We start from the raw sequence: 21,288 nt of genomic DNA, 5'->3' as shown, positions 1-21,288 counted from the left end.
GACTTTTAAAAACAATATATGTTATAATTATTTAAGTATAATATTTATGTATTTATAATACCTCTAAAAATTTTAATGAATATTGTATTCTTTTTTTAGAATAAATTTCGTTGTAAATAAAAGTCTACTTTTATATCCAATATTTATAATTTATTTATATATTAAATGCTGATTATTACAAAATTCCTCAATCCATCTAGAGAAAATATTATATAAATTAGTTCATTGAAGATAAAGAAGCCGGAAAATTGATTCCACTTTCATCATTTATAGATATTAGTACAGAGAATTGCTTCATAGTCACTAAAATAGAACTATATACCAAACCAATATATGTCTGAAAAAATTAGAATATCAAATCAAAGCACAGTTTTCAGATGTTTTTTAGCTCTTAGTGTTATTTGAATTTTGCAAAATTATACAAAATGAAATCTTAGCCCTGAAAAATTTATTAAAGCATTATAACCAAATGAAACAATGTTACTATAGAGTACTAGCAAATGAATATTTAGTAACTATAATTAACTATTTTAGGAATAAAACGAAAAAAGTATGTTAAATCGAATGCCTTAAAAGAATTTAATAAAGATTTATTTGCGATATAACAAAAAGATAATAAACTACGTAAAATTATTTAATTACAATAGTTATAGAAATTTATTTTTGATTTTATTTGAAGTTGGGATTATACCATATTGTAATATATCTTTACATCTTGTATAATAACAGATAAAATAAAAAATAAAGTACTTATTATCTTGTAAAGAGAGGAGATTTTTTATGACTAATAATAATGATAATAATTCAAGATCTGAAAATCAAATAAATGGAGAAAAAAAAAGAAAGCCTAGAATTAGATTAATAATAGCTTCTTTACTTTTAATCATTTCTGCTATTTTATTTTCAATAAAACCAATAGAAAATAAAATTTTAAGCAAAAATATTCAGGAATATAATAATAATCGAAATAAAATAATGTCGGAAGTTGCAAAAAAATCAAAAACCGAAAAAAATAAGAAGAAAAAGAAAAAAGCCGAATATGATTTCGATAAAGTCAAGGAATTAAAACTTTCTACTATCAAAAATTCTAAAAATAAAGTTGATTTCAGTTATGCAGATGGTGCAATTTCAATACCTAGCATAAATATGAGTATTCCTATTTTTATAGGTCTAAATAACTACAACCTTACATATGGAGCTGGAACTATGAAGGAAGACCAGATAATGGGTGAGAGAAATTATGCGCTAGCAGGACACAACTATCCTAAAAATCCAAAAATACTATTCTCTCCACTTAAAAATATAAGTGATGGAGATCAAATATTCATTACAGATTTTAGATATATTTATGTGTACAATTGCACAGGATTATATATGATTGATCCATCACAAACTAACGTAATAGAAGATGATGAAAATAAAAAAGAAATCACTTTAATAACATGTAATAATAGCGGTAGTAAAAGATTTGCTGTGAAAGGAGATTTTATTTACAAAGTACCTGTAGATCAAGCAGATAATAATATAAAAAATACCTTTGGATTCAAATTCTAATTTTTAAAATATATAAAGAACACATACCAGCAACAACCGGTATGTGTTCTTTTATTAAAGCATTTTTATTTATTAAAAATACAAAATATTAAAAAATACTATTTTTTAGAATATTTCCTCTTACTGTCATAAGCTATTAATATTGCTGCTATTGACGCTATAGCTATTGCAGATATAGTAGTAAGATTAGAATCACCAGTTCTAGGTAATCTTGGACTTTGAGTATTATCCTTTCCTATATTTGATTCTTCTACAGGAGCTTTATTAATTATTTTATCGCCAGTATATGAAACATCATAAACTTTTCCACCAATTCTTAATTTACCATTTTCTTCTCCAACTTCTTTGAAGGAATATACAATCTCATGTCCATCATCAAATGCATACTTATCTAAGCCTTCAAATGTATGTTTCCAATTATTTGAATTGTTTAATTCTATTTCTTGAATTTCTTTTCCATCTGCAAGAAGTTTAACTTTAACCGAATCAGCTTTTGCTCCTATCCACTCTTTTATAACTTCTCTAGTAATCTTTGGTGATGTAAACTTATTAGTTACCTTTAAACCTTCTTCTGATTTCTTGTAATTTTTAGGTTCATAATCTTTGCCATTAGCATCTACTTCTTTGACTGTATAAATATATTTATTACCATTAGTATCTGTCTCTGGCAAACCTTTCCAAGTAACTTTATCAGTTCCATTTTCCAGTTTTTGAATAGCAATTCCAGATACTTCTTCTGAATTTCCGCCTTCTATATTTCTATATAGTTTAAACCAAATTGTAGGTTTAACTTTAGTTCCACCTTCCCATATCTTTGTCGCAGTTATATCTGTATTTGGTGAAACATATGTATTTTTGACTGTCAATGCATCAGGATTTGTTTTATTGTAGTTATTTGGTACTTCTACCTCATCTACTTTATATTCGTAATCCACTCCGTTTACATCAGTCTTATCCAAATCTGTCCACTCATGTGTTGTTTTTCCATTTGGTAGTTCTACAGGTTCTCCTAATTTTTGACCATTTCTATACAACTGTAATTTAATTGTAGGATGTGTCTGCGGTCCATGTTCCCAAATCTTTTTAACTGTCACCTTTATCTTTGGTGAAACATATGTATTTTTGACTGTCAATGCATCAGGATTTGTTTTATTGTAGTTATCTGGTACATCCACCTCATCTACTTTATATTCGTAATCCACTCCGTTTACATCAGTCTTATCCAAATCTGTCCACTCATGTGTTGTTTTTCCATTTGGTAGTTCTACAGGTTCTCCTAATTTTTGACCATTTCTATACAACTGTAATTTAATTGTAGGATGTGTCTGTGGCCCATGTTCCCAAATCTTTTTACCTGTTACCTTTATCTTTGGTGAAACATATGTATTAGTAACATTAATAGAAATTTCATTAGGCATCTGAATATCTTCCTTACTATAAGATACTTCATAATTATCAGGTACATTAATTTCTTTTACATAATATTCAAATTTTCTACCACTCGGATCATACATAGCTAACTTTTTACCATCACTAGTTTGAGTAAACGTATGACTCAAAGAATCCTTTTGAGCCTCAAATGTATTCACTTTTTCATCTATTACAGTTCCATCAGCATTCTTGCCTCTTCTCCATAATTCTAATGTTACATTTGGCTTATCTGAAGGACCACCTTTCCAAATCTTTTTAACAAGAACACTTATATTTAAAACATTTGCTTCATTTGAATTAGTAACAGTTACTGTTTCATTTACATTATTTTCCTTGATAATTACTATTCCACCATCTGCTGAATAGCTAACTTTGAATCCTTGTGAATCTGTTTCTTCTACTTTATATTCTCCAAAATATAAATTATCAAAGCTCTTACTTTCTCCTGCCTTTAACTCAAAATGTTCTTCAAAATTATATGGTCCTGTAACTTTAAACTTAAATACTTTCTGTTCATCTTTTTTCTGGACACCCACACTTCTAAAACGAGCAGTTCTAATTATTTCTTGTTCATTTTTTAGAATTTTCTTTATTGTTAATTTTCCTTTTGGATCTTTCAATTTATTAGTGATTATTCCGTTACCATCATCTGGTATTTCAGTTTGATCAACAATTGTCCAGTTCTCATTTGTAACATCATCATTTTTAAAACTTTCTTTAACATAGAATTTATATGGATTTCCATTGATATCTTCTGCTTCTAAATCTTTCCATTCAGCCACAAGATTTGTTCCATCTATTATTTTTTCATCTGCACCAGGAACTTTTTGTAATTCTTGATTATCTATTTTTCTATACAAAGTAAGCTTTATTTCAGGTTTTGTAATATCATTACCTAGATTTCCAATATCCCATTTTTTTGTGACTTTTATCGTCTTTTTCTTTTGAATATAAGTATTTTTTACAGTGAGATCATTTGGCTTTGTTTTTTCATAACCATTCGGAACTTCAACTTCATCTACTGTGTATTTATAATCTACTCCGTTTATATCAGTCTTATCCAAATTTGTCCACTTATGTGTTGTCTTTCCGTTTGGTAAAACTACCGGTTCTCCTTCTTTTTGACCATTTTTATATAACTGTAACTTAATTGTAGGATGTGCCTGTGGTCCATGTTCCCAAATCTTTGTTCCTGTTATCTCTATTTTAGGTGATTCGTATGTATTTTTGATAGTATAGTGATTATTCTCATTACCATCTCCATCTTTTTTGTAATTTTCAGGAGTAAAATCACTTCCATCAGCGTTTACTTCTTTTACTACAAATTTATATGGCTTCATTTCTAAATTATGTGAATACATACCTTCCCATTTAACTTTTGTAGTTCCACTACTTAGTTTCTTGATTGAAGCTTCAGTAACTTCTTCAAGCTGACTTCCTTCAAGTTGTCTATATAATTTAAACCAAATATCAGGTCTATCCGAAGGTCCGTTCACCCAATTTTTATTTGCTTCAATATCAATCTTAGGTCTTTCATTCGTAACATTATTTAACTCTTTACCTATATACTCATATTCAATACCACCGGCCGGTTGTTCTTTTAGAATAAACTTAACAGGCTCAGTTCTTAGATTATACCCTTTTGGTGCTTTTATTTCTTTTAGATGATATTCAACGCCTGTCCACAATACCCAGCCTAATTTATCTTTATCACCTTCAATTAATACTTTTCCATTATCTTTAGTTGTAAAAGTAACATTTTCGTTATTTTTATCTACTACGGGTTCTTCATTACCTTGATTAACTCTAAATAATTGGAATTCAGCACCAGAAAGATATTTATTTATATTATCTTTGTCAGTTTTTACAAGTGTTATGGATGGATTACTTCCAGAACCTCCACCAGAAATTTCTTTTGTCACAGTATCTTCTACCTTTACCTCATACTTACCTAATTTTATTGTATTAAAATAAGTAATATCTCCTGCTGCACCAAGTACCTCTACTTCATATACAATGACTACTTTTGTTTCATCCGGAACATTCTTAAATGTAATTTTATTTCCGTCAACTCCTACATTTATACCTAGATTATCTGGATCAATCTTTATCGAGGAAGGAATCAACCTTAAATTATCTGATAACACATCTTCTACATCAAAACTACTATTATTAGGATCCAGTTTTGTTGCGTGTTCATTTATTACTACTTTGAAAGTTGCTTTATACTTATTGCCAGCTGAAGGTGCAATGGCTTGCTCTTTACCTACAAACGGTGCATAGTTACAGATGGCAGTATTTTTATCAGATTCAACATTATCCCATGTAGCCGTATTTTCAAGTTTAAGAACACCATTATTCTTTTTTGCTTCTTCTTTCATCTTTTCCAAAGTGTCTTTATCTTTAGCTATTAAGGTATATTTTAACTTATAGTCATTATATAATCTTTTCCCTTCATTAGGAACTTCTTTTTTAGGAAAACTTTTAATATTTATCTTTATACCTTCGCCAATATTTTCAATTTCGCTTTTTTCAATTTTTATTTTATTATTTTCATTTTCCATTGGAATCAATTCAATTCCATCTATTTCATATAATTTAAGATATTTTGTATCAAATTTATCAATAACTTCTGTTGGTTCTTGACTCACCCCTGATAAAATAACTTCATATCCAAAAATTGGATAACTTACATCATCTATTTTTACACTAGATTGTTCAACTACATCTTTACTAATACTTCTCTTTTTAGGAATTGCAGTTGCATTAGCAGAATCTATCATATCTAATGATCTAATAGATACGTTATTCTTATGTTTAGCAGTATCATCATCATATCCATTTTTATGTGCTATATCCAGAATATCTTGATTAACTTTTGACCTAAATCTAATTATAATATCTCTATCTTCTGAATGTGGTTTTAATCCTTTTTCTGTTTGTTCTTTATTTTTGTAAAAATTCGCACCAATAGATTGTCTTCCAGTGTTAGGATTAATATAAAGCTCTTTATTAGGTTTAAAGCTTTCCCCTTCTATAAGACCATCTACTTCAAAAGAATCATATACAAGTTCATCATTGTAATTTTTTCCTTCATGGAAAATGGATGGAAAATCATCTACAAAAACAAGTTCCGGATAACCTGCTTTTATAACATGTACTTTAACTTCCCATTCTATTTCCTTCTCGTTTATTTTTTTTGCTTTCTTTTCAATAGATAATAAACCTTCTTCACCAATACCTATTTCTTTCGGAGTGAATTTTACACTTCCTGTAACACTATTTTCTCCTAATGTAACTTTATTTCCTACACTCAATTCTCCAAATAGGTCATTTGTATTAACTTTTGTTTCGGCTTCAATTGTTACTTTAGACTTACCTGTATCACTAGGAAATACATATTCCCATCCATAAATTTCTTTTGGTTCTACTTTATCTCTTTTAACATTTTCTAGTTGTTCCCATTTTACGACTTTTTCTGGCTTACCTTCTATTTTAACTTTTATTCCTTCTCCAATAAATCTTGTACGCTTTGTCTCCCATTTATCTAATAAATCTATAACTCTTTTATTGGATAAATCTAATTTTTTATTTGTGTTTATTTCAATCGACCATTTTACTGATTTATATCCAGGTTGTCCTGAAATATCAGCTAAATTTTTAATTCCTGTCTTTTTCAAAGTATCTAAAACAATCTTACCTGCTAAATGATTTTTTACTATTTTCGGTTCAGTAACCTCTTTACTGCTAACACTCGCTTCATTATTTGTATTTACATTTGTACCATTATTTACTAACTTATCATATAAAACCTTTGCACTGTATTTAACTACAACCTCTTGCTCATCTTCCAGCTTCGGTATTTTTATTTCAAAACCGCCTTCGTTATTAACTATATTTTCTCCTATACTGTTTTCAAGTCTTACATCTTTATTATACTTTAATGCAGTACCTTTTATATCATCTTTTATTACCACTTCATTATTTGTTCCAATAGATTTTATAGTTAATGTATAATCTACTTGATCTTTATCTTTGTTATATACGCCTTCTTTCTTAATTTCTAAGTCAGAATTAGTTTCAAACTCAAATTTTTTAATAAATCCTGGTGCAAATTCATATTGTCCATCATTTTTAGAAATTTTCACTTTTAATCCTATTTCAAACGATGCATTTCCAACTGCACTTAGTCTTGGATAATTAGGATCTTTTTTATTAAACCTAACAATTACAGAATTATCCTTAAACTCAAATTCATTTCCTAATATGGTAGCTTCACCCTGGCTATCCACAATTTTTATATCGAAATTACCTGGACCTGCATTGACTATTTTTACTCCATCTGGAAAAGTATATTTCATTTCATCAGTATCATCAAACTGTAGTTTTTCATCTTCTTGAAACTTAAGTTTTATAGAATAGTTTTTTCCAGGGTCAATTATATATGTGTCTCCATTTTGTTGAGCTCCATCAATTGTAAGTTGCTTCAAAAAACGTTTTAAATCTTTACTGCTCTCACTATTTTTTACTTCTAATAATTCCAACTTATTTGGAATTTCAGAATCCTCACTGGATTCTACTTCATTTACTAAAGCTCTTGGTTTTAGCTCATCCTTTGGGTCCTTTATCAGCTCCCCACTAATTTTCTCTTCTTTACCGTCGTTGCTATCATCTTTGTCAATAACTATATCACTACTTTGCTCATTTACATTTTGTATTGATATGTCATTAACATCATTAGCAAATGCAAATGAAATACTTTGGAATAGCATACAAAATACTAATAACAAAGAAAAGAATGTTTGTTTTCTTATATTTTTTTTCATAATCTTACCTCCCTTTTTAAAATTATGTTACCCCAATTTAATTATACAATATAATATTCTAACTGTATACTAAGTTTTTAAAATACATAACTTTATATATTCCCCTCTCCTTTATTTTATAATATAAAAAACTATTTACCCTAAAATTCCTATTAAAAACAAAAAACTGATAAAATAAATTAAATTAAAAATTCAAGTTATTTTTATCAGTTTTATTTTTTATTTTTTTTTACAAAAATACGTCACTATAAAATAAAAGATACTTATTTAAAATATGAAAATAAATAATCCATATTATGTGTCATTAATTAGTATCATTTATTTTATTATACTTATTTTCTGCAATTATAGATGCGCCTAAAGCTCCTGCATATCTACCTAATTCAGAAACTTTTACTTCCAATCTTATTTTTTTTGACAAACACTTTGCAAAATAACTGTTATTACTAAGTCCACCAGTTAAAATAATATTTTCAGAATTTGCGAATTTACTAAACATTTGAGACACTTTCCCTACTACGGAATCAATTACACCTGCAGCAATATCGCTTCTCTTTCTACCTTCGCCTATGTAATTAATTATTTCCGATTCCGCAAATACAGTACAAAGGGAACTGATAGGCAAAATATCACCTTCTTTTGCCAATTCAAACAATCCATCAATATCTACACCAAGTCTGTTCGCCATAATCTCAACGAATTTTCCGGTGCCGGCAGAACATTTATCATTCATTAAGAAATCTGTTACCATGCCTTTTTCAATCTTTATTATCTTAGTATCCTGTCCGCCAATATCTATAATAGTACAATTGTTCTTGGCTATTTCGTAACCGCCAATTCCATGACAGGTTATTTCAGTGATAACATAATCTGCAAAGTCAACTGCTATTCTTCCATAACCTGTTGCTCCAACAACTGCATCTTCACCATCAACATCTATACCTTTTTCCATCAGTTTAGATTTTATTATTTCAGCAGTTTCTTTACTACTCCACCCGGTGGGCATTACAAAATAGTCATTTATTTCTCCTCTAATTGCAACTTTAGAAGCCGTTGAACCTATATCTATTCCTATAAAATGCATATCTTCCTCCTAACAGTATCTATCTCGATTTGGATTTATATCTACCTCAATTGACTCTATAGATAAAATCTCTATTGAATTTTCTTGAATTAACTTTCTAATTGTTTCAATTTCTTCTTTATCTATTATTAGGGATATGCCACAACACTTGGTTAAAACTCTTGGAGTAGGAGAAATAGTTGCTTTTAAACCATTTGCTCTTAATATTTTATGTAATTTTAATCCATTTTCGTGGTTATTAAAAAGTACATAACAAACTTCTTTCACACTTACACCTCTTATCTATCAAGCATTTCTATAAATGCTCCTATTCTTGTTCTAAGTTGCTGAACATCCGAATCAGTATAATCAGTCTCTATCCCAAGAACCGGTATTCCTGCTTCTTTTAATGTTCTCTCTACCAAGAAACCTTCTGTATCATATAAATTACAGAATTTCAAATTAACATCTATAACACCATCTACATCATATTCTTTGCATAATCTCATTATGTCATCAATTCTGGCATTATTAGGAGTAAAACAAGCACAATTAATTCCCATATATCTTTCAGCAATTGCATCTATCTGCTCATCTAAATTTTTCTTACTTTCATCAACCAGGTTTTCAAAATATCTTGTTCCAGTACACATTTCTTCACATACTACTGCTCCGCCGGATGTCTCAATTATATTATGCAATTTCCAGTTTGGTATAGCAAGAGGTGTACCTGCAAGCAATATTCTTTTTGTACCTTTAGGAAATACACTGATGCCATCTTCTACTCTTTTATCCAATTCATCACAAAGTGTATTAGTCATCTGAGAAAATCTTGTTGGATCATCATAGAATGCTATCTGTGAAATTAACAGGCAATCTTTACCTGAAATAGGAATGTTCTTATTTTTTCTAAAATTATTTAATCTGGCAAGAGCTCTTCTTTTATCGTTGATCAATTTTATGGAATCTCTTAATGTTTCAGAAGTAACCTTATTACCGGTAAATTCTTCAACGGTATTTTTTAATTCAGTTATTTCCTCAGCCCATGCCTTATAATCTTTTCTTCTTTTCATCTGTGGAAGATCCATAACGTACATAGGAACATCTTCTCCCAATATTTCCCAAGCTTTTTTCTTTCCGTCACAAGTAGTTTCTCCTATGTACATGTCAGCTATTCTAAAGAAAGGACAGGTTCTATCTAATCTTGCACCTACAGATGCCTTTATAAGTGGGCAGGTATTTGTAGGTAGAACCTTTTCCCCGCCCGGTACCCAAAATTGGGAACCACCACATAAACCTGTTGCAATAGCATCTGCACCAAATATTATCTCATCCGGAACAAAAATACAAAATGAACCAAATACTTTCTTTCCATCTTTCTGAGCCTGTATCAATTCGGCAGGTCTAACTCCATGAATTTCAGAAACAACAAAATCATAGTAACTCATGCCTTCAGGTCTATTTTCCTGAGATAAATAAACATCTGTAAAAGCCATTGGTAAAACTTCACATAACATATCATGAGTTTCTAAATCCATATCCAAACTTTTCCACATTTCTCTGTAATCAGCCATAATAAATATTCCCCCCTAAAAAACATAATTAGTAAAAATTAATTAAAAAACCAGTTTTAACTGTTCTTGAAAAATCAGTTAAAATCCCTTATTTTTATACTATCACACATCTTTTTTAGATTGAATATTTTTAATGTAGTATTGAAAAATCCTATTTTAATAACAATATATATTAATTATATCAATATATTTCTAAATGCACTCAATACATTATCTATATCATTTTCATCATTATAGTATCCAACAGATAATCTAAGTGAACCATTTGGAAAAGTTCCAAGTTTTTTATGAACAATTGGAGAACAGTGAATTCCTACTCTGGACATTATTCCATATCCTGAATCCAATTCAAATCCAATCATAGAATCATCACCATCTTTAACTGATACAGAGCAAAACGATCCATTTCCCGATACCTCTAAACTTTGTATTTCTCTCAATTTATTTCTGAGTTTATGTCCCAATTTATGCTTTTTCTCTATTATCTTTTCTATTCCAATGTATTTTATGTAATCAATAGCTTTACCTAATCCTACTATCGCAGGCAAATTAATTGTACCTACTTCCAACTTATCTGGAAGAAATTCCGGCATTTCGTAAGAATTAGATATACTTCCACTTCCTCCAAATATAATTGGTTTTATCTTATCCGCAATACCATCTGATATTATACTTATTCCCAGACCTTCGACTCCCATTAAACCAATATGAGAAGAAAATATAACTATGTCTGCATAAATTAATCTTGTATTAGTAGTATTATTAATTATTCTATCTTTAATGCTTTCACTGTAATTTTGCTCAAAAACATTATTTGAGTAATTTTCTTTTTTATATAGATCTTCAACATCATTATCTTTAATGTTTTTACTATCATTTGTAATATCTTTTCGATTTGCAATATCTTTTCGAAATGAGCATATCGAAAAATCAATCTCACATATTGCCTGAACAGCATCTACAACAACTATAATACCTCTTTTTTTACACTTGTTTAAAAACTGAATATACTCCTCACTCCCATATTCTAAATCTGCAAAGCAAAATTTACCTGTAATATTTTCAACTAGAGTAATAAAAATTACTTTATTATTATAAAGCTCATATTTTATATCATCAAACTCAGAAATTTTAAACTCTTTAACTCCATTTTTTTTGAGATTTGCTACAGTTCTATAAACTGAATTATGCATATTATTATCAGTTATTATCATATCTCCATTTTTTAATAATCCGTTCAATATAATATTTATAGAAAACGTAGCAGATGGCGAAAATACACAGTTAAAATCTTTATCCGCACATATTAAATCTACAACTTTATCCCTTACATCTATAATTTTAGATTGAAGTTTATAAGAATTCATATATGTCCCTCTATTTATGCTGTATGAATCGTTTTCTACAAAATTTTCAATTTCAGTTGCAACTCCAATAGCTTTTGGAAAACATGTGGAAGCATTATCCAAATAGATACCATCAAAAAATAGTTTCTTTATTTTAGTTATGTTTTCAGCAGATTTCAAATCTATAACAGTATGATATTCACCATTTTCTCCACATATATCAAAATCAGACTCTCCACTTTCCTTCATTTTTTCTATTAATTCTTTACTCAATAACTTGCCTATATATTTTTTGTTTTTTTCTTGATTTTTAACTTTTATTATTTTGGTATCAATATTTATACTCAAAAATTCTTTTAAAATACTTTTTCTGTCTTCCATTAATAAAGGATGAATACAAACCAGACCGGATTTTTTACATCTCTCTCTATTCCATCTAATATGTTCTTTAATATCTATATCTCCAAAAATACATGTTGTTATACCTAGATTCTTAAATTTTTCCAATGCTATCTCAAATTTTTTCTCATAATTTTCAATATCCGAATCCGTAAAAATAACTTCACATTTTAAAACTTCGGAAATTTTTCCAAAATAAGCTTTTTCTATTTCATGTGTCCATGATTTACCACTGGAATAATTTGTAGACACTACTATACCTGCTAGTCTATGACCTTTATCAATCATTCGTTTTATCGCTAAAAAAGAATCTTTCCCGCCACTAAAAGATGCTATAAATTCCATTATTGCCCCCTCCTTTATATTACCTATTCTACTCTCATTATAAAACTTTATATCACTTTTTCATATATAATTTATTATTATTTATATTCTTATTGTTTTTATATATTTAATTATATGTTTATAGTATTTATAATTTTTACATAAAAAAATCCCATAGCATTTGCTACAGGATATGTTTATTTAATTGGCGGGGGTGCGTGAGAATCGAACTCACCCAAGAGGCTCCTAACCCCTCATACTAGTTTTGAAGACTAGAGGGCACACCAGCACCCATTCACTCCCAAGCACTATAATATAGTACCATATTAAGTGAGAAAAAACAACTATTTTTATAAACAATGTACAGTTTAATTTTTAATTTATTTATATAGAATTTATATATTTTTTATCTGCCAATCAATAGGTGTTTTTCCATTTTCCTTTAAAATTTTATTTATTCTACTAAAATGTCCACATCCAAAAAAACCTCTATGGGCGGATAATGGGCTAGGATGAGGTGCCTCCAAAATGTAATGTTTATTTGTATCTATTAAAGATTTCTTACTTCTGGCATTTGCTCCCCATAATACAAATATTACAGCCTCTTCTCTATCATTCAAATATTTTATTATATTATCAGTAAAGGTTTCCCATCCCATTCCCTTATGAGAGTTTGCTTGATGGGCTCTAACCGTCAATGCAGCATTTAATAATAAAACTCCCTGCTTTGCCCAATCAACAAGATATCCATTATTAGGTATATATAATCCTAAATCTTCATTTAATTCCTTATACATATTCAATAGTGATGGAGGTATTTTTATCCCTGGTTTTACAGAAAAAGCCAGTCCATGAGCCTGACCTATATCATGGTAAGGATCCTGCCCTAAAATCAATACTTTCGTGTCTTTATAAGATGTATACTTTAAAGCATTAAATATATCATACATGTCCGGGAATACCTGCTTATTTTTGTATTCGTGTTTTAAAAATTCTCTAAGTTTAAGATAATATTCTTTATTGAATTCATTTTTTAATACATAATCCCAGTCATTTCCTATATTTACCATATATTCTCCCCCTTCTTATTTTACTATCACATCTTGATTATTTTTATCTTTTTCACCGACTATTTTTATGCTTATTCTATGTGGAAGACATACTATGCTTTCACCTGGATTTTTAATAAAACCTGTTTTAACACATACCAAATCCGGACAATTTGCACTGGTCATTTCAACCCCATTGTCATGTATCTTCACAATATTAATAGATTCTTTTTCCTCTATTCTTATAGTTTGAGTCTTATCTATTGGTACTTCTTTATATAGCCTCTTATTTACATAAATTTCAACCTTATTTGATTTTCCGGAGTTTATATATTTATTTAATAAAAATACCTGAGCTATTATTGCTAAAATTACTGCTATAAGAATTATATCTTTTTTTTTCATAATACCTTCCTAATTTAAACTTCAAATCGTTATTTTTTCTAATAATCCCCCGTGTCGCTGTGCTTTTAAATTTTTTATTTATTTACTTTTTTTATATTTTTATAAATATTTTTAATTAAAACTAATGATACTTTTTATTTCTTAATTTGTCATTTAATTTTTCTAAATTAATTTTCAAACTAATGATATTTTTATATCTACTTATTATATTAATCAGGAGCTAAATATCTATTTTATTAAAAAATAGCTGAATCAGAAAGATCCAGCTGCTTTTTAAATATTCTATCTGATTTTACATAAAAAATTAATTTTCCGATACTACGCTTCCCAAAATACCATTTATATATTTATATGAATCGTCATCACAGTATTTTTTCGATAGTTCTACTGCTACATTACACGCCACTTTACCTGGAATAGTAAACATATATTTTATTTCTGCAATAGCTATTCTCAATATAGACAAATCTACTACCGGTAAAGTGTCAGTGGACCAATTTCTAGCGTATTTATTTATATAGTCATCTATATTTTCTATATTTTCTTCAATAACCTTTGAAATATCCATTAGATATGAACAGTCCAAAATGACCTCTCTGTATGATTCTAAAGGTTCAATTTCTCTTCCTCCATATCCGTTAAAAATCTCAATTGCATCCTCTTCAACTCCCGATATAAAATCTTCAAAATCTGTGAATATATCTTTCCATTCACTTTTGCTAAGAGCTTTTTGATACATATATTTCATAAATATTTCTCTTGAAGCCATTCTTTGAATTATTAATTCTTTAGGATTACTCATTTTCTTTCTTTTCTCTTTCTTTTTTTAGTCCTATGCTGTCAACGTATATATTCACTTGTGAAACCTTCAATCCAGCCATTGTTTCAACAGCATTTATTATATTCTCCTGAACCTTATAGCAGACTTCCGGAATAATTTCACCATATTTTACCATCAAATCAACATCTATAATAGCTTTATCATCTTCAATATTAACCTTTATTCCATGATTTCTGAATAATTTATCTGTAAATGATGTTGACTTATCGATACCTTCTATTTCCAAAGCTGCAAATCCAGCTATAGTTTGAATTACGTCATTGGATATTTTAACCTGACCTAAATTTTCCATAGTACACCTCCATAATAATACTACTATTATTCGTCACATAAACGAACCTTATTACCTATTCTAAAATAATATCAAAATACATATTATTTTGCAAATAATTTTTCAATATAGAATTTCATATAATAAAATTGTATATTTTTACATCGTTTCATAAATCCTATAATAACTTAATAACTAAATAACTAAATAAAAACTATATCATATAGTCTATATAATACACTATTAACTCTTACTTTTCCTTAATTAAACCACTTTTATATGCAGCTAAAAGTTTTTTTAAATCTTCAACTTTTTCCATTAATTGTTCGCCATCATTAGTATCTTTAATTCTTTTTCTCATACTTTTATGCTCTACCAGTACAGTAGATGAAATAATATCTCTCTCATTTTCCACAGCATCTTCTTTTGAGGTGAATGGTTCATGAGCCACTAACTGAAGTGTTCTTGAATTATATATAAGAGTATATCCAGCCATTCCAGTTTTACTTTGATATGCTTTTGAAAATCCACCGTCTATTACAAATACTTTTCCATTCGCTTTAACAGGTTTTTCTCCTTTTTTAGATTTTACCGGCACATGCCCGTTAATAATATGGTCTTCGTTAAAATCCATTTTAAATTCATCAAAAATATTTTTTAATATCGTCATATCTTCTCTTAAGTTAAAATATGGATTCTTGTTTTCTTTATGTGTTTCTTTATCTTCTATAAAATATCTTTCAAAAGTTGTCATATCATCTTTACCAAATAAAGAAGAGCACTTTCCTGTCCATAAATACCAAAATAAATCCAAACCATATGCTCTCTTATCTTTATCGATTTCATAGTAACTTTCACGAACTAAAGATTCCATTTTATCTAAAAGGGCTTTTCCTGAGTAATTCACTCCTTTTAGCTTCATCCCCATAAAACTTCCATCTTCATTTAACGGTATTCCTCCATGTATAAGGAGATTTCCATTATGTTTCAAATAAATGCTTCCTTTTGAAAGTAGGAAATTTACATGTTTCTGAAGTTTTTCACTCATTCTAAAGGATCTAATTAATTTGTCTACTACTTCTTCTTCCTCATTCGTTAATTTATATGGATTTTTAGGATTAATAGTTGGGAAATTTGAATCCTTCAAAGTATAGTCTCTACCTTTTATAGAAATAGTACTTTTTTTATAGTCTATCTTATCTAACAATAATCTATGGTTCATTTCATATTCCGGATGATTTCTTATTATTTCTCCCTCCAGTTTAAACTGAATTATACTTATGGCCTTATGCATTTTTGCAGTAAGTGGTATTTCCTTTATGTTAAACTCTTCATTATCCACCTTAGGCAAAAACTCTTTACATGGATCATCCCCATAAGTATTCATCGCAAAAGTTGCAAGTGGCAAAAGATTTATGCCATATACGTCTTCTATAATATCCAAATTAGCATATCTTGAAGAAATCCTAAGTGCATTTGCAATACAAGTTTTCTCTCCTGCCGCTGCTCCCATCCAAAGTATATCGTGATTTCCCCATTGAATATCTACACAATGATGCTCCATTAATCGGTCTACTATTATATCAGGTCTTGGTCCTCTGTCATATATATCTCCCACTATATGCAGTCTATCTACGACTAACCTTTGAATAGCTGTAGAAATTGATGTTATAAAATCTTCCGCTTGCCCTAAATTAATTATAGTTTCAACAAGCGATACATAATACTCTTCCTTATGTTCACTTTTTCTATGCTCATGTAATAACTCTTCTATTACATAACTATAATCATTCGGTAATAGTTTTCTCACCTTTGATCTAGTGTATTTACTAGAACAATATTTGCAAAGTTCAACTAATCTATATATACTAATTCTATAAAAATCTTCTAAATTGCTTTCAGACTTTTTTACCATATCCATCTTACTATGTGGATAATATACAAGAGTAGCCAAAGATTTTTTTTCAGAATCTCTCATTGTATTTGTAAATAATTCATCTATTTTTCTTCTTATTACTCCTGAACCATTCTTTAAAACATGTATAAATGGCTCATATTCACCATGAATATCTGATAAAAAATGCTCTGTTCCTTTAGGAAGATTAAGAATAGATTCCAAATTAATTATTTCAGTACTGGCTTTAGAGATAGTAGGATACTGATTTGCCAATAATTTAAGATATTTTAATCTGGAATTTAAATCTTCTGTATAATACTCTTTATTCATTAGTCACCTCCAAAAACTACTTAATATTTTTTTTGATTTCTTCTACTACATTTCCCTCACATAATTTTATTGCCTGTTTTACAGCATTTTTAATTGCTCTTGAATCAGAACTTCCATGAGCTTTAATTACTCCTCCATCTACTCCCAAAAAAGGTGCACCTCCATAACTTGAATAATCAAGAAGATCTTTTATTTTTTTAAGCTCACTTTTCATCATAAGTGCTCCTATCTTAGATTTTGTCGTAGATGTCATGACCTCTTTAAGTTTTTTAAATAAGGAGAATACACTACCTTCAACAGTTTTTAATATGATATTTCCAATAAATCCATCACAAATGACGATATCACAAACACCATTTAAAATCTCTCTGGTTTCCATATTACCAATAAAATTTATTCCTTTAATAGATTTTATTTCTTCAAACGCACTTTTTACAAGATCGTTTCCTTTTCCATCTTCCGTTCCTATATTTGCTAAAGCAACTTTCGGATTTTCTATATTAATTACTCTTTTTGCATATATGTCTGTCATTATTGCAAAATCTCGTAAATTTTGAGTATTACAGTCAACATTAGCTCCAGTGTCAGATAACATAACAACTCCACCACTTATAGTAGGCAATGCTGCACAAATACAAGGCCTACTTATTCCCTTAATTCTCTTCACTATAAATACTCCTCCACTTAATAATGCTCCTGTACTTCCTGCAGAAATTATTACATCTGCCTCTTTATTTTTTACCATTTTGAGAGCAACAACCATAGAACTATCAGTCTTTCTTCTAATTGCATACACAGGTTTTTCATCATTAGTTATCACTTCGGTAGTATGAACTATTTTTATCTTACTTTCATCATACTTATGTTTTTTTAACTCATTTTTTAAAGTTGTTTCATCACCTGTAAGTATTATGTCCACTCCATATTCATTTACAGCAAGACAAGCTCCTTCAACTGTAGATTGTGGAGCATTATCTCCGCCCATCCCATCTATTACTATTTTCATTATTTTTACCCTTCCTCAATATAATTCATACAGTATTATTTTTGTTCTATTATTTAAAAATAAAGATAATTTCAAATACTATTATACATTTGATTATATCATATTTTTATATCAAATATAAAAATCACTGCAAATATTTGCAATTATATTTAGAATATAATTGCAAATATTTAAAACTATAAATAATTGCATAGAAATAGGACCAACTAAAAAAAATTATACGATTTATAAATTTAAAAAATATACATTTCAATAAATTTTATTTTTATAAAAAGTAAAAATTATATTTTTAAGTCAGTCCCTCTTCTTTCAGAATGTTGGGATATTCTGAAAATCATGTATTTTATTGTAAAGGTGTGTGCAAAATTTATTTTATTGAATAACACTATATAACTAATAAATTATGATTATTATTATGAATACATTATATAATACGTTTTTATTATTGTCCATAGATTAATAAATTTAATTTCTTTATTAGAAAGCAAATATATAATAGTTAAAAATACATATCCTTAAGCAGGAATATTGTAATATTCTATTAGATTAAAGGTGAACTAAAAAATTCAGTCCACCTTCCCCATATCATTATTTATATTTAATATATGTTTGAAAAAAAATTGAAATTATAGAAAAGTTAAATGTAAATCTCATATAATATTTTTTAGTATGGAATTACATCCTTATCTTCTAATTTTCCATAAACTTTATCATATAATGTTTCTAACTCGTCAATAAGTTTTTTATATTTCTTATCTACTTCTGAATGTATTTTTTCAATCTTAGATTCTAATTTCTCAATCTTTTTTTGAGATTCTATTAATTTTGTTTTCTCTTTTTCTGTCAATACTTTAGAAGATTTAATAAAAGAATTCATATCTTCGATTTTTAATTGTTCATCTGTGGCATTATCATATAGCTTACTCCACAACTCTAAATTTTCATTATATAATTTTTCATATTCATTTTCTATATTACCTGATTTTTTCATTTCAGAATTATATGCATTGTTTATTATTTTATTAATCTCATCTATTCTTTTCAGTTCATTCTTAAATTTATCCTTCTTAACATTTGTTAATTCCTTTGATGTTGAATCTTTTATTTCTATTGGATACGTTGTCGCATTATCCATTCCTAATAAACTTTCATTTGAGTCATCTATTTCTATTGGATATGTCGTTGCATTATCCATTCCTAATAAACTTTCATTTGAGTCATCTATTTCTATTGGATATGTCATTGCATTATCCATTCCTAATAAACTTTCATTTGAGTCATTTATTTCTATTGGATATGTCATTGCATTATCCATTCCTAATAAACTTTCATTTGAGTCATTTATTTCTATTGGATATGTTGTCGCATTATCCATTCCTAATAAACTTTCATTTGAATCTTTTATTTCTATCGGATATGTCGTTGCGTTATCCATTTCATTTGCAAATATTTGAACACCTCCTAACAAACCTGTTGATGTTACTATTAAACCTGCCATTACCAATGCCTTAATTTTTTTACTACTTTTCATTTTTTTCACCTGTCCTTTCAATAACAATAATTTTATAGATATACACGCTTGTCATATTTATTTGTGTTTATCTATGATTCAATTATATTATAAAAAATCAGGTAAAATCATCTTGAATTTGTATGAAAGAATAAGATTTATTGTGGCAAAAATGTGGCAATAAATCAGATGGTAAAAGCAAGAAATTTCCTATATACCAAACTCCTAAAAGATTTTAATTTCAACTTTAGAAAAGAAATAAACGAAGATCAAATAAAGTTTTTATCAAACTTTTCGTTTTTATAAAGAAACGAAAATATAATATTTTTAGGAAAAAGTAAAATTCACATTATTCGCACTGTTGAGCTGATTATCGACTCTTATCTTTTAAAAACTTGCACTGTTGTGTAATCCAAAAAAAACAGTAGTACCATAAATCAACATGATACTACTACATAAATTATGATTTTAATTCTCATCAACGATATTTGAGAAAGAACCAATAAACGACAGTATATAACATAACTTATGTATGTAGGATACTGTCGCATATAATTTTCTTTAGTGATTTTTATAGATATCATTTTACAAAAATACATAGATATTTAATATCGATAGTTTATAATTAAAATATGATAACAATAACTATTATATAGATTTTAAAACATATCTCCAAATATAAATCACTATTTACTACACAATATTCTCTTTTTTCTAAAATCTAATTAGTCAACTGATATAACTTCTTTACCGTTATAACTTCCACAAGTTGGACAAACCCTGTGTGCCAACTTTGGTTCGTGACACTGTGGGCATTCAACGAAACCAGCTGGAACCATCTTTGAATTAGATGCTCTTCTCATATTCTTTTTAGATTTAGATGTTCTACGCTTTGGTACTGCCATGAAGACACCTCCTTACTCTATTTTAACAATTCTTTTAACTTAGCAAATCTAGGGTCAATGTCATCAATATCTATGGAGTCTTCGCATTTACAACTTTCAAAATTCAAATCTACCCCACAGCCCGAACATATTCCTTTACAATTTTCGCTACAAAGAACTCTCTGAGGCATATTTAAACTCAATGTACTATCTATAAGATTCAACAAGTCTATTGTAGAACCTTTGATACTAAAAACATCACAGTCTTCATAATCGCCCTCATCGTATTCTTCTCTCATTAAATAAGCATCAATATTATACTCTATCGGTATATCCACATCAACTAGACATCTACTACAATTTCCTGCCAAAACAAAATCTACACTAGCTTTCAATTTATAGTTTACGCCTGTTCTCAATATTCTTCCCGATATGTGTACAGGTGATTTCAAACTATAATCTATCCCTGAAAATTCAATATTTGAAACTTCGTCAATCAAATCAAAGTCAATAAATTCTCTTTCTTTATTGACTAATGAATCTACATTTAATTTCATAGTCCTCACCCCTAAAAACAT

General features: G+C 28.3%; 15 protein-coding genes and 1 tRNA gene. 1 reads left to right on the top strand and 15 read right to left on the bottom strand.

The features are described from left to right. The first annotated feature begins 780 nt into the window (after window positions 1-780). Complete coding sequence (locus tag HLB29_RS03155; RefSeq protein ID WP_185623667.1) at window positions 781-1,554, top strand: class A sortase; 774 nt, start codon at window positions 781-783, stop codon at window positions 1,552-1,554. 98 nt (window positions 1,555-1,652) lie between these two features. Here the strand turns inward: HLB29_RS03155 and HLB29_RS03150 are convergent, their stop codons facing one another. From HLB29_RS03150 to HLB29_RS03080, 15 genes are all read right to left on the bottom strand, one after another. After that, window positions 1,653-7,811 carry a Cna B-type domain-containing protein gene (locus HLB29_RS03150; protein WP_185623666.1) on the bottom strand — a complete coding sequence of 2,053 codons (6,159 nt, stop codon included), beginning with the start codon at window positions 7,809-7,811 and terminating at the stop codon, window positions 1,653-1,655. 304 nt (window positions 7,812-8,115) lie between these two features. Further along, on the bottom strand, window positions 8,116-8,895 hold the full coding sequence (locus tag HLB29_RS03145; protein ID WP_185623665.1) for an acyl-CoA dehydratase activase: 780 nt from the start codon (window positions 8,893-8,895) through the stop codon (window positions 8,116-8,118). Window positions 8,896-8,904: 9 nt separating this feature from the next. Next, on the bottom strand, window positions 8,905-9,162 hold the full coding sequence (locus HLB29_RS03140) for a putative Se/S carrier protein (protein WP_185623664.1): 258 nt from the start codon (window positions 9,160-9,162) through the stop codon (window positions 8,905-8,907). Window positions 9,163-9,173: 11 nt separating this feature from the next. Beyond that, the gene (locus HLB29_RS03135; protein WP_185623663.1) at window positions 9,174-10,448 is read right to left on the bottom strand and encodes a double-cubane-cluster-containing anaerobic reductase; all 1,275 of its coding nucleotides are present in this window, start codon (window positions 10,446-10,448) and stop codon (window positions 9,174-9,176) included. A 176-nt stretch (window positions 10,449-10,624) separates the two neighbouring features. Continuing rightward, window positions 10,625-12,538, bottom strand: coding sequence for an aminotransferase class V-fold PLP-dependent enzyme (locus tag HLB29_RS03130; RefSeq protein ID WP_185623662.1), 1,914 nt, complete (start codon window positions 12,536-12,538; stop codon window positions 10,625-10,627). A 185-nt stretch (window positions 12,539-12,723) separates the two neighbouring features. Next, window positions 12,724-12,820: transfer RNA gene (locus HLB29_RS03125), tRNA-Sec, on the bottom strand. Between the two features lie 92 nt (window positions 12,821-12,912). After that, on the bottom strand, window positions 12,913-13,587 hold the full coding sequence (locus tag HLB29_RS03120) for a uracil-DNA glycosylase (protein ID WP_185623661.1): 675 nt from the start codon (window positions 13,585-13,587) through the stop codon (window positions 12,913-12,915). Window positions 13,588-13,602: 15 nt separating this feature from the next. Continuing rightward, window positions 13,603-13,971 carry a NusG domain II-containing protein gene (locus HLB29_RS03115; protein WP_185623660.1) on the bottom strand — a complete coding sequence of 123 codons (369 nt, stop codon included), beginning with the start codon at window positions 13,969-13,971 and terminating at the stop codon, window positions 13,603-13,605. Window positions 13,972-14,275: 304 nt separating this feature from the next. After that, window positions 14,276-14,773 carry a transcription antitermination factor NusB gene (nusB, locus tag HLB29_RS03110; protein ID WP_185623659.1) on the bottom strand — a complete coding sequence of 166 codons (498 nt, stop codon included), beginning with the start codon at window positions 14,771-14,773 and terminating at the stop codon, window positions 14,276-14,278. Beyond that, window positions 14,766-15,104, bottom strand: coding sequence for an Asp23/Gls24 family envelope stress response protein (locus HLB29_RS03105; protein ID WP_185623658.1), 339 nt, complete (start codon window positions 15,102-15,104; stop codon window positions 14,766-14,768). The genes nusB and HLB29_RS03105 overlap by 8 nt, the downstream gene beginning before the upstream one ends. Window positions 15,105-15,333: 229 nt before the next feature. Continuing rightward, window positions 15,334-17,310, bottom strand: a complete 1,977-nt coding sequence (locus HLB29_RS03100; protein WP_185623657.1) for a fructose-1,6-bisphosphatase — start codon at window positions 17,308-17,310, stop codon at window positions 15,334-15,336. Window positions 17,311-17,326: 16 nt separating this feature from the next. Continuing rightward, a complete protein-coding gene (plsX, locus tag HLB29_RS03095) occupies window positions 17,327-18,316 on the bottom strand; it encodes a phosphate acyltransferase PlsX (protein WP_185623656.1) in 990 nt (329 codons plus the stop codon). Between the two features lie 664 nt (window positions 18,317-18,980). Further along, on the bottom strand, window positions 18,981-19,847 hold the full coding sequence (locus HLB29_RS03090) for a hypothetical protein (RefSeq protein ID WP_185623655.1): 867 nt from the start codon (window positions 19,845-19,847) through the stop codon (window positions 18,981-18,983). Window positions 19,848-20,551: 704 nt separating this feature from the next. Beyond that, a complete protein-coding gene (rpmF, locus tag HLB29_RS03085) occupies window positions 20,552-20,731 on the bottom strand; it encodes a 50S ribosomal protein L32 (protein WP_185623654.1) in 180 nt (59 codons plus the stop codon). Window positions 20,732-20,748: 17 nt separating this feature from the next. Further along, on the bottom strand, window positions 20,749-21,267 hold the full coding sequence (locus HLB29_RS03080) for a YceD family protein (RefSeq protein ID WP_185623653.1): 519 nt from the start codon (window positions 21,265-21,267) through the stop codon (window positions 20,749-20,751). Window positions 21,268-21,288: the final 21 nt, after the last annotated feature.

The organism is Peptostreptococcus canis (assembly GCF_014229965.1).
In the GTDB taxonomy this organism is placed as follows: Bacteria; Bacillota; Clostridia; order Peptostreptococcales; family Peptostreptococcaceae; genus Peptostreptococcus; species Peptostreptococcus canis.
This window is presented reverse-complemented; position numbering and strand designations above follow the sequence as displayed.

Excerpts from the sequence above, each read along its gene's own strand:
- HLB29_RS03155 (WP_185623667.1), top strand. The coding sequence starts at position 781 with ATGACTAATAATAATGATAATAATTCAAGATCTGAAAATCAAATAAAT.
- HLB29_RS03150 (WP_185623666.1), bottom strand. The coding sequence starts at position 7,811 with ATGAAAAAAAATATAAGAAAACAAACATTCTTTTCTTTGTTATTAGTA.
- HLB29_RS03145 (WP_185623665.1), bottom strand. The coding sequence starts at position 8,895 with ATGCATTTTATAGGAATAGATATAGGTTCAACGGCTTCTAAAGTTGCA.
- HLB29_RS03135 (WP_185623663.1), bottom strand. The coding sequence starts at position 10,448 with ATGGCTGATTACAGAGAAATGTGGAAAAGTTTGGATATGGATTTAGAA.
- HLB29_RS03130 (WP_185623662.1), bottom strand. The coding sequence starts at position 12,538 with ATGGAATTTATAGCATCTTTTAGTGGCGGGAAAGATTCTTTTTTAGCG.
- HLB29_RS03120 (WP_185623661.1), bottom strand. The coding sequence starts at position 13,587 with ATGGTAAATATAGGAAATGACTGGGATTATGTATTAAAAAATGAATTC.
- HLB29_RS03115 (WP_185623660.1), bottom strand. The coding sequence starts at position 13,971 with ATGAAAAAAAAAGATATAATTCTTATAGCAGTAATTTTAGCAATAATA.
- nusB (WP_185623659.1), bottom strand. The coding sequence starts at position 14,773 with ATGAGTAATCCTAAAGAATTAATAATTCAAAGAATGGCTTCAAGAGAA.
- HLB29_RS03105 (WP_185623658.1), bottom strand. The coding sequence starts at position 15,104 with ATGGAAAATTTAGGTCAGGTTAAAATATCCAATGACGTAATTCAAACT.
- HLB29_RS03100 (WP_185623657.1), bottom strand. The coding sequence starts at position 17,310 with ATGAATAAAGAGTATTATACAGAAGATTTAAATTCCAGATTAAAATAT.
- plsX (WP_185623656.1), bottom strand. The coding sequence starts at position 18,316 with ATGAAAATAGTAATAGATGGGATGGGCGGAGATAATGCTCCACAATCT.
- HLB29_RS03090 (WP_185623655.1), bottom strand. The coding sequence starts at position 19,847 with ATGAAAAGTAGTAAAAAAATTAAGGCATTGGTAATGGCAGGTTTAATA.
- rpmF (WP_185623654.1), bottom strand. The coding sequence starts at position 20,731 with ATGGCAGTACCAAAGCGTAGAACATCTAAATCTAAAAAGAATATGAGA.
- HLB29_RS03080 (WP_185623653.1), bottom strand. The coding sequence starts at position 21,267 with ATGAAATTAAATGTAGATTCATTAGTCAATAAAGAAAGAGAATTTATT.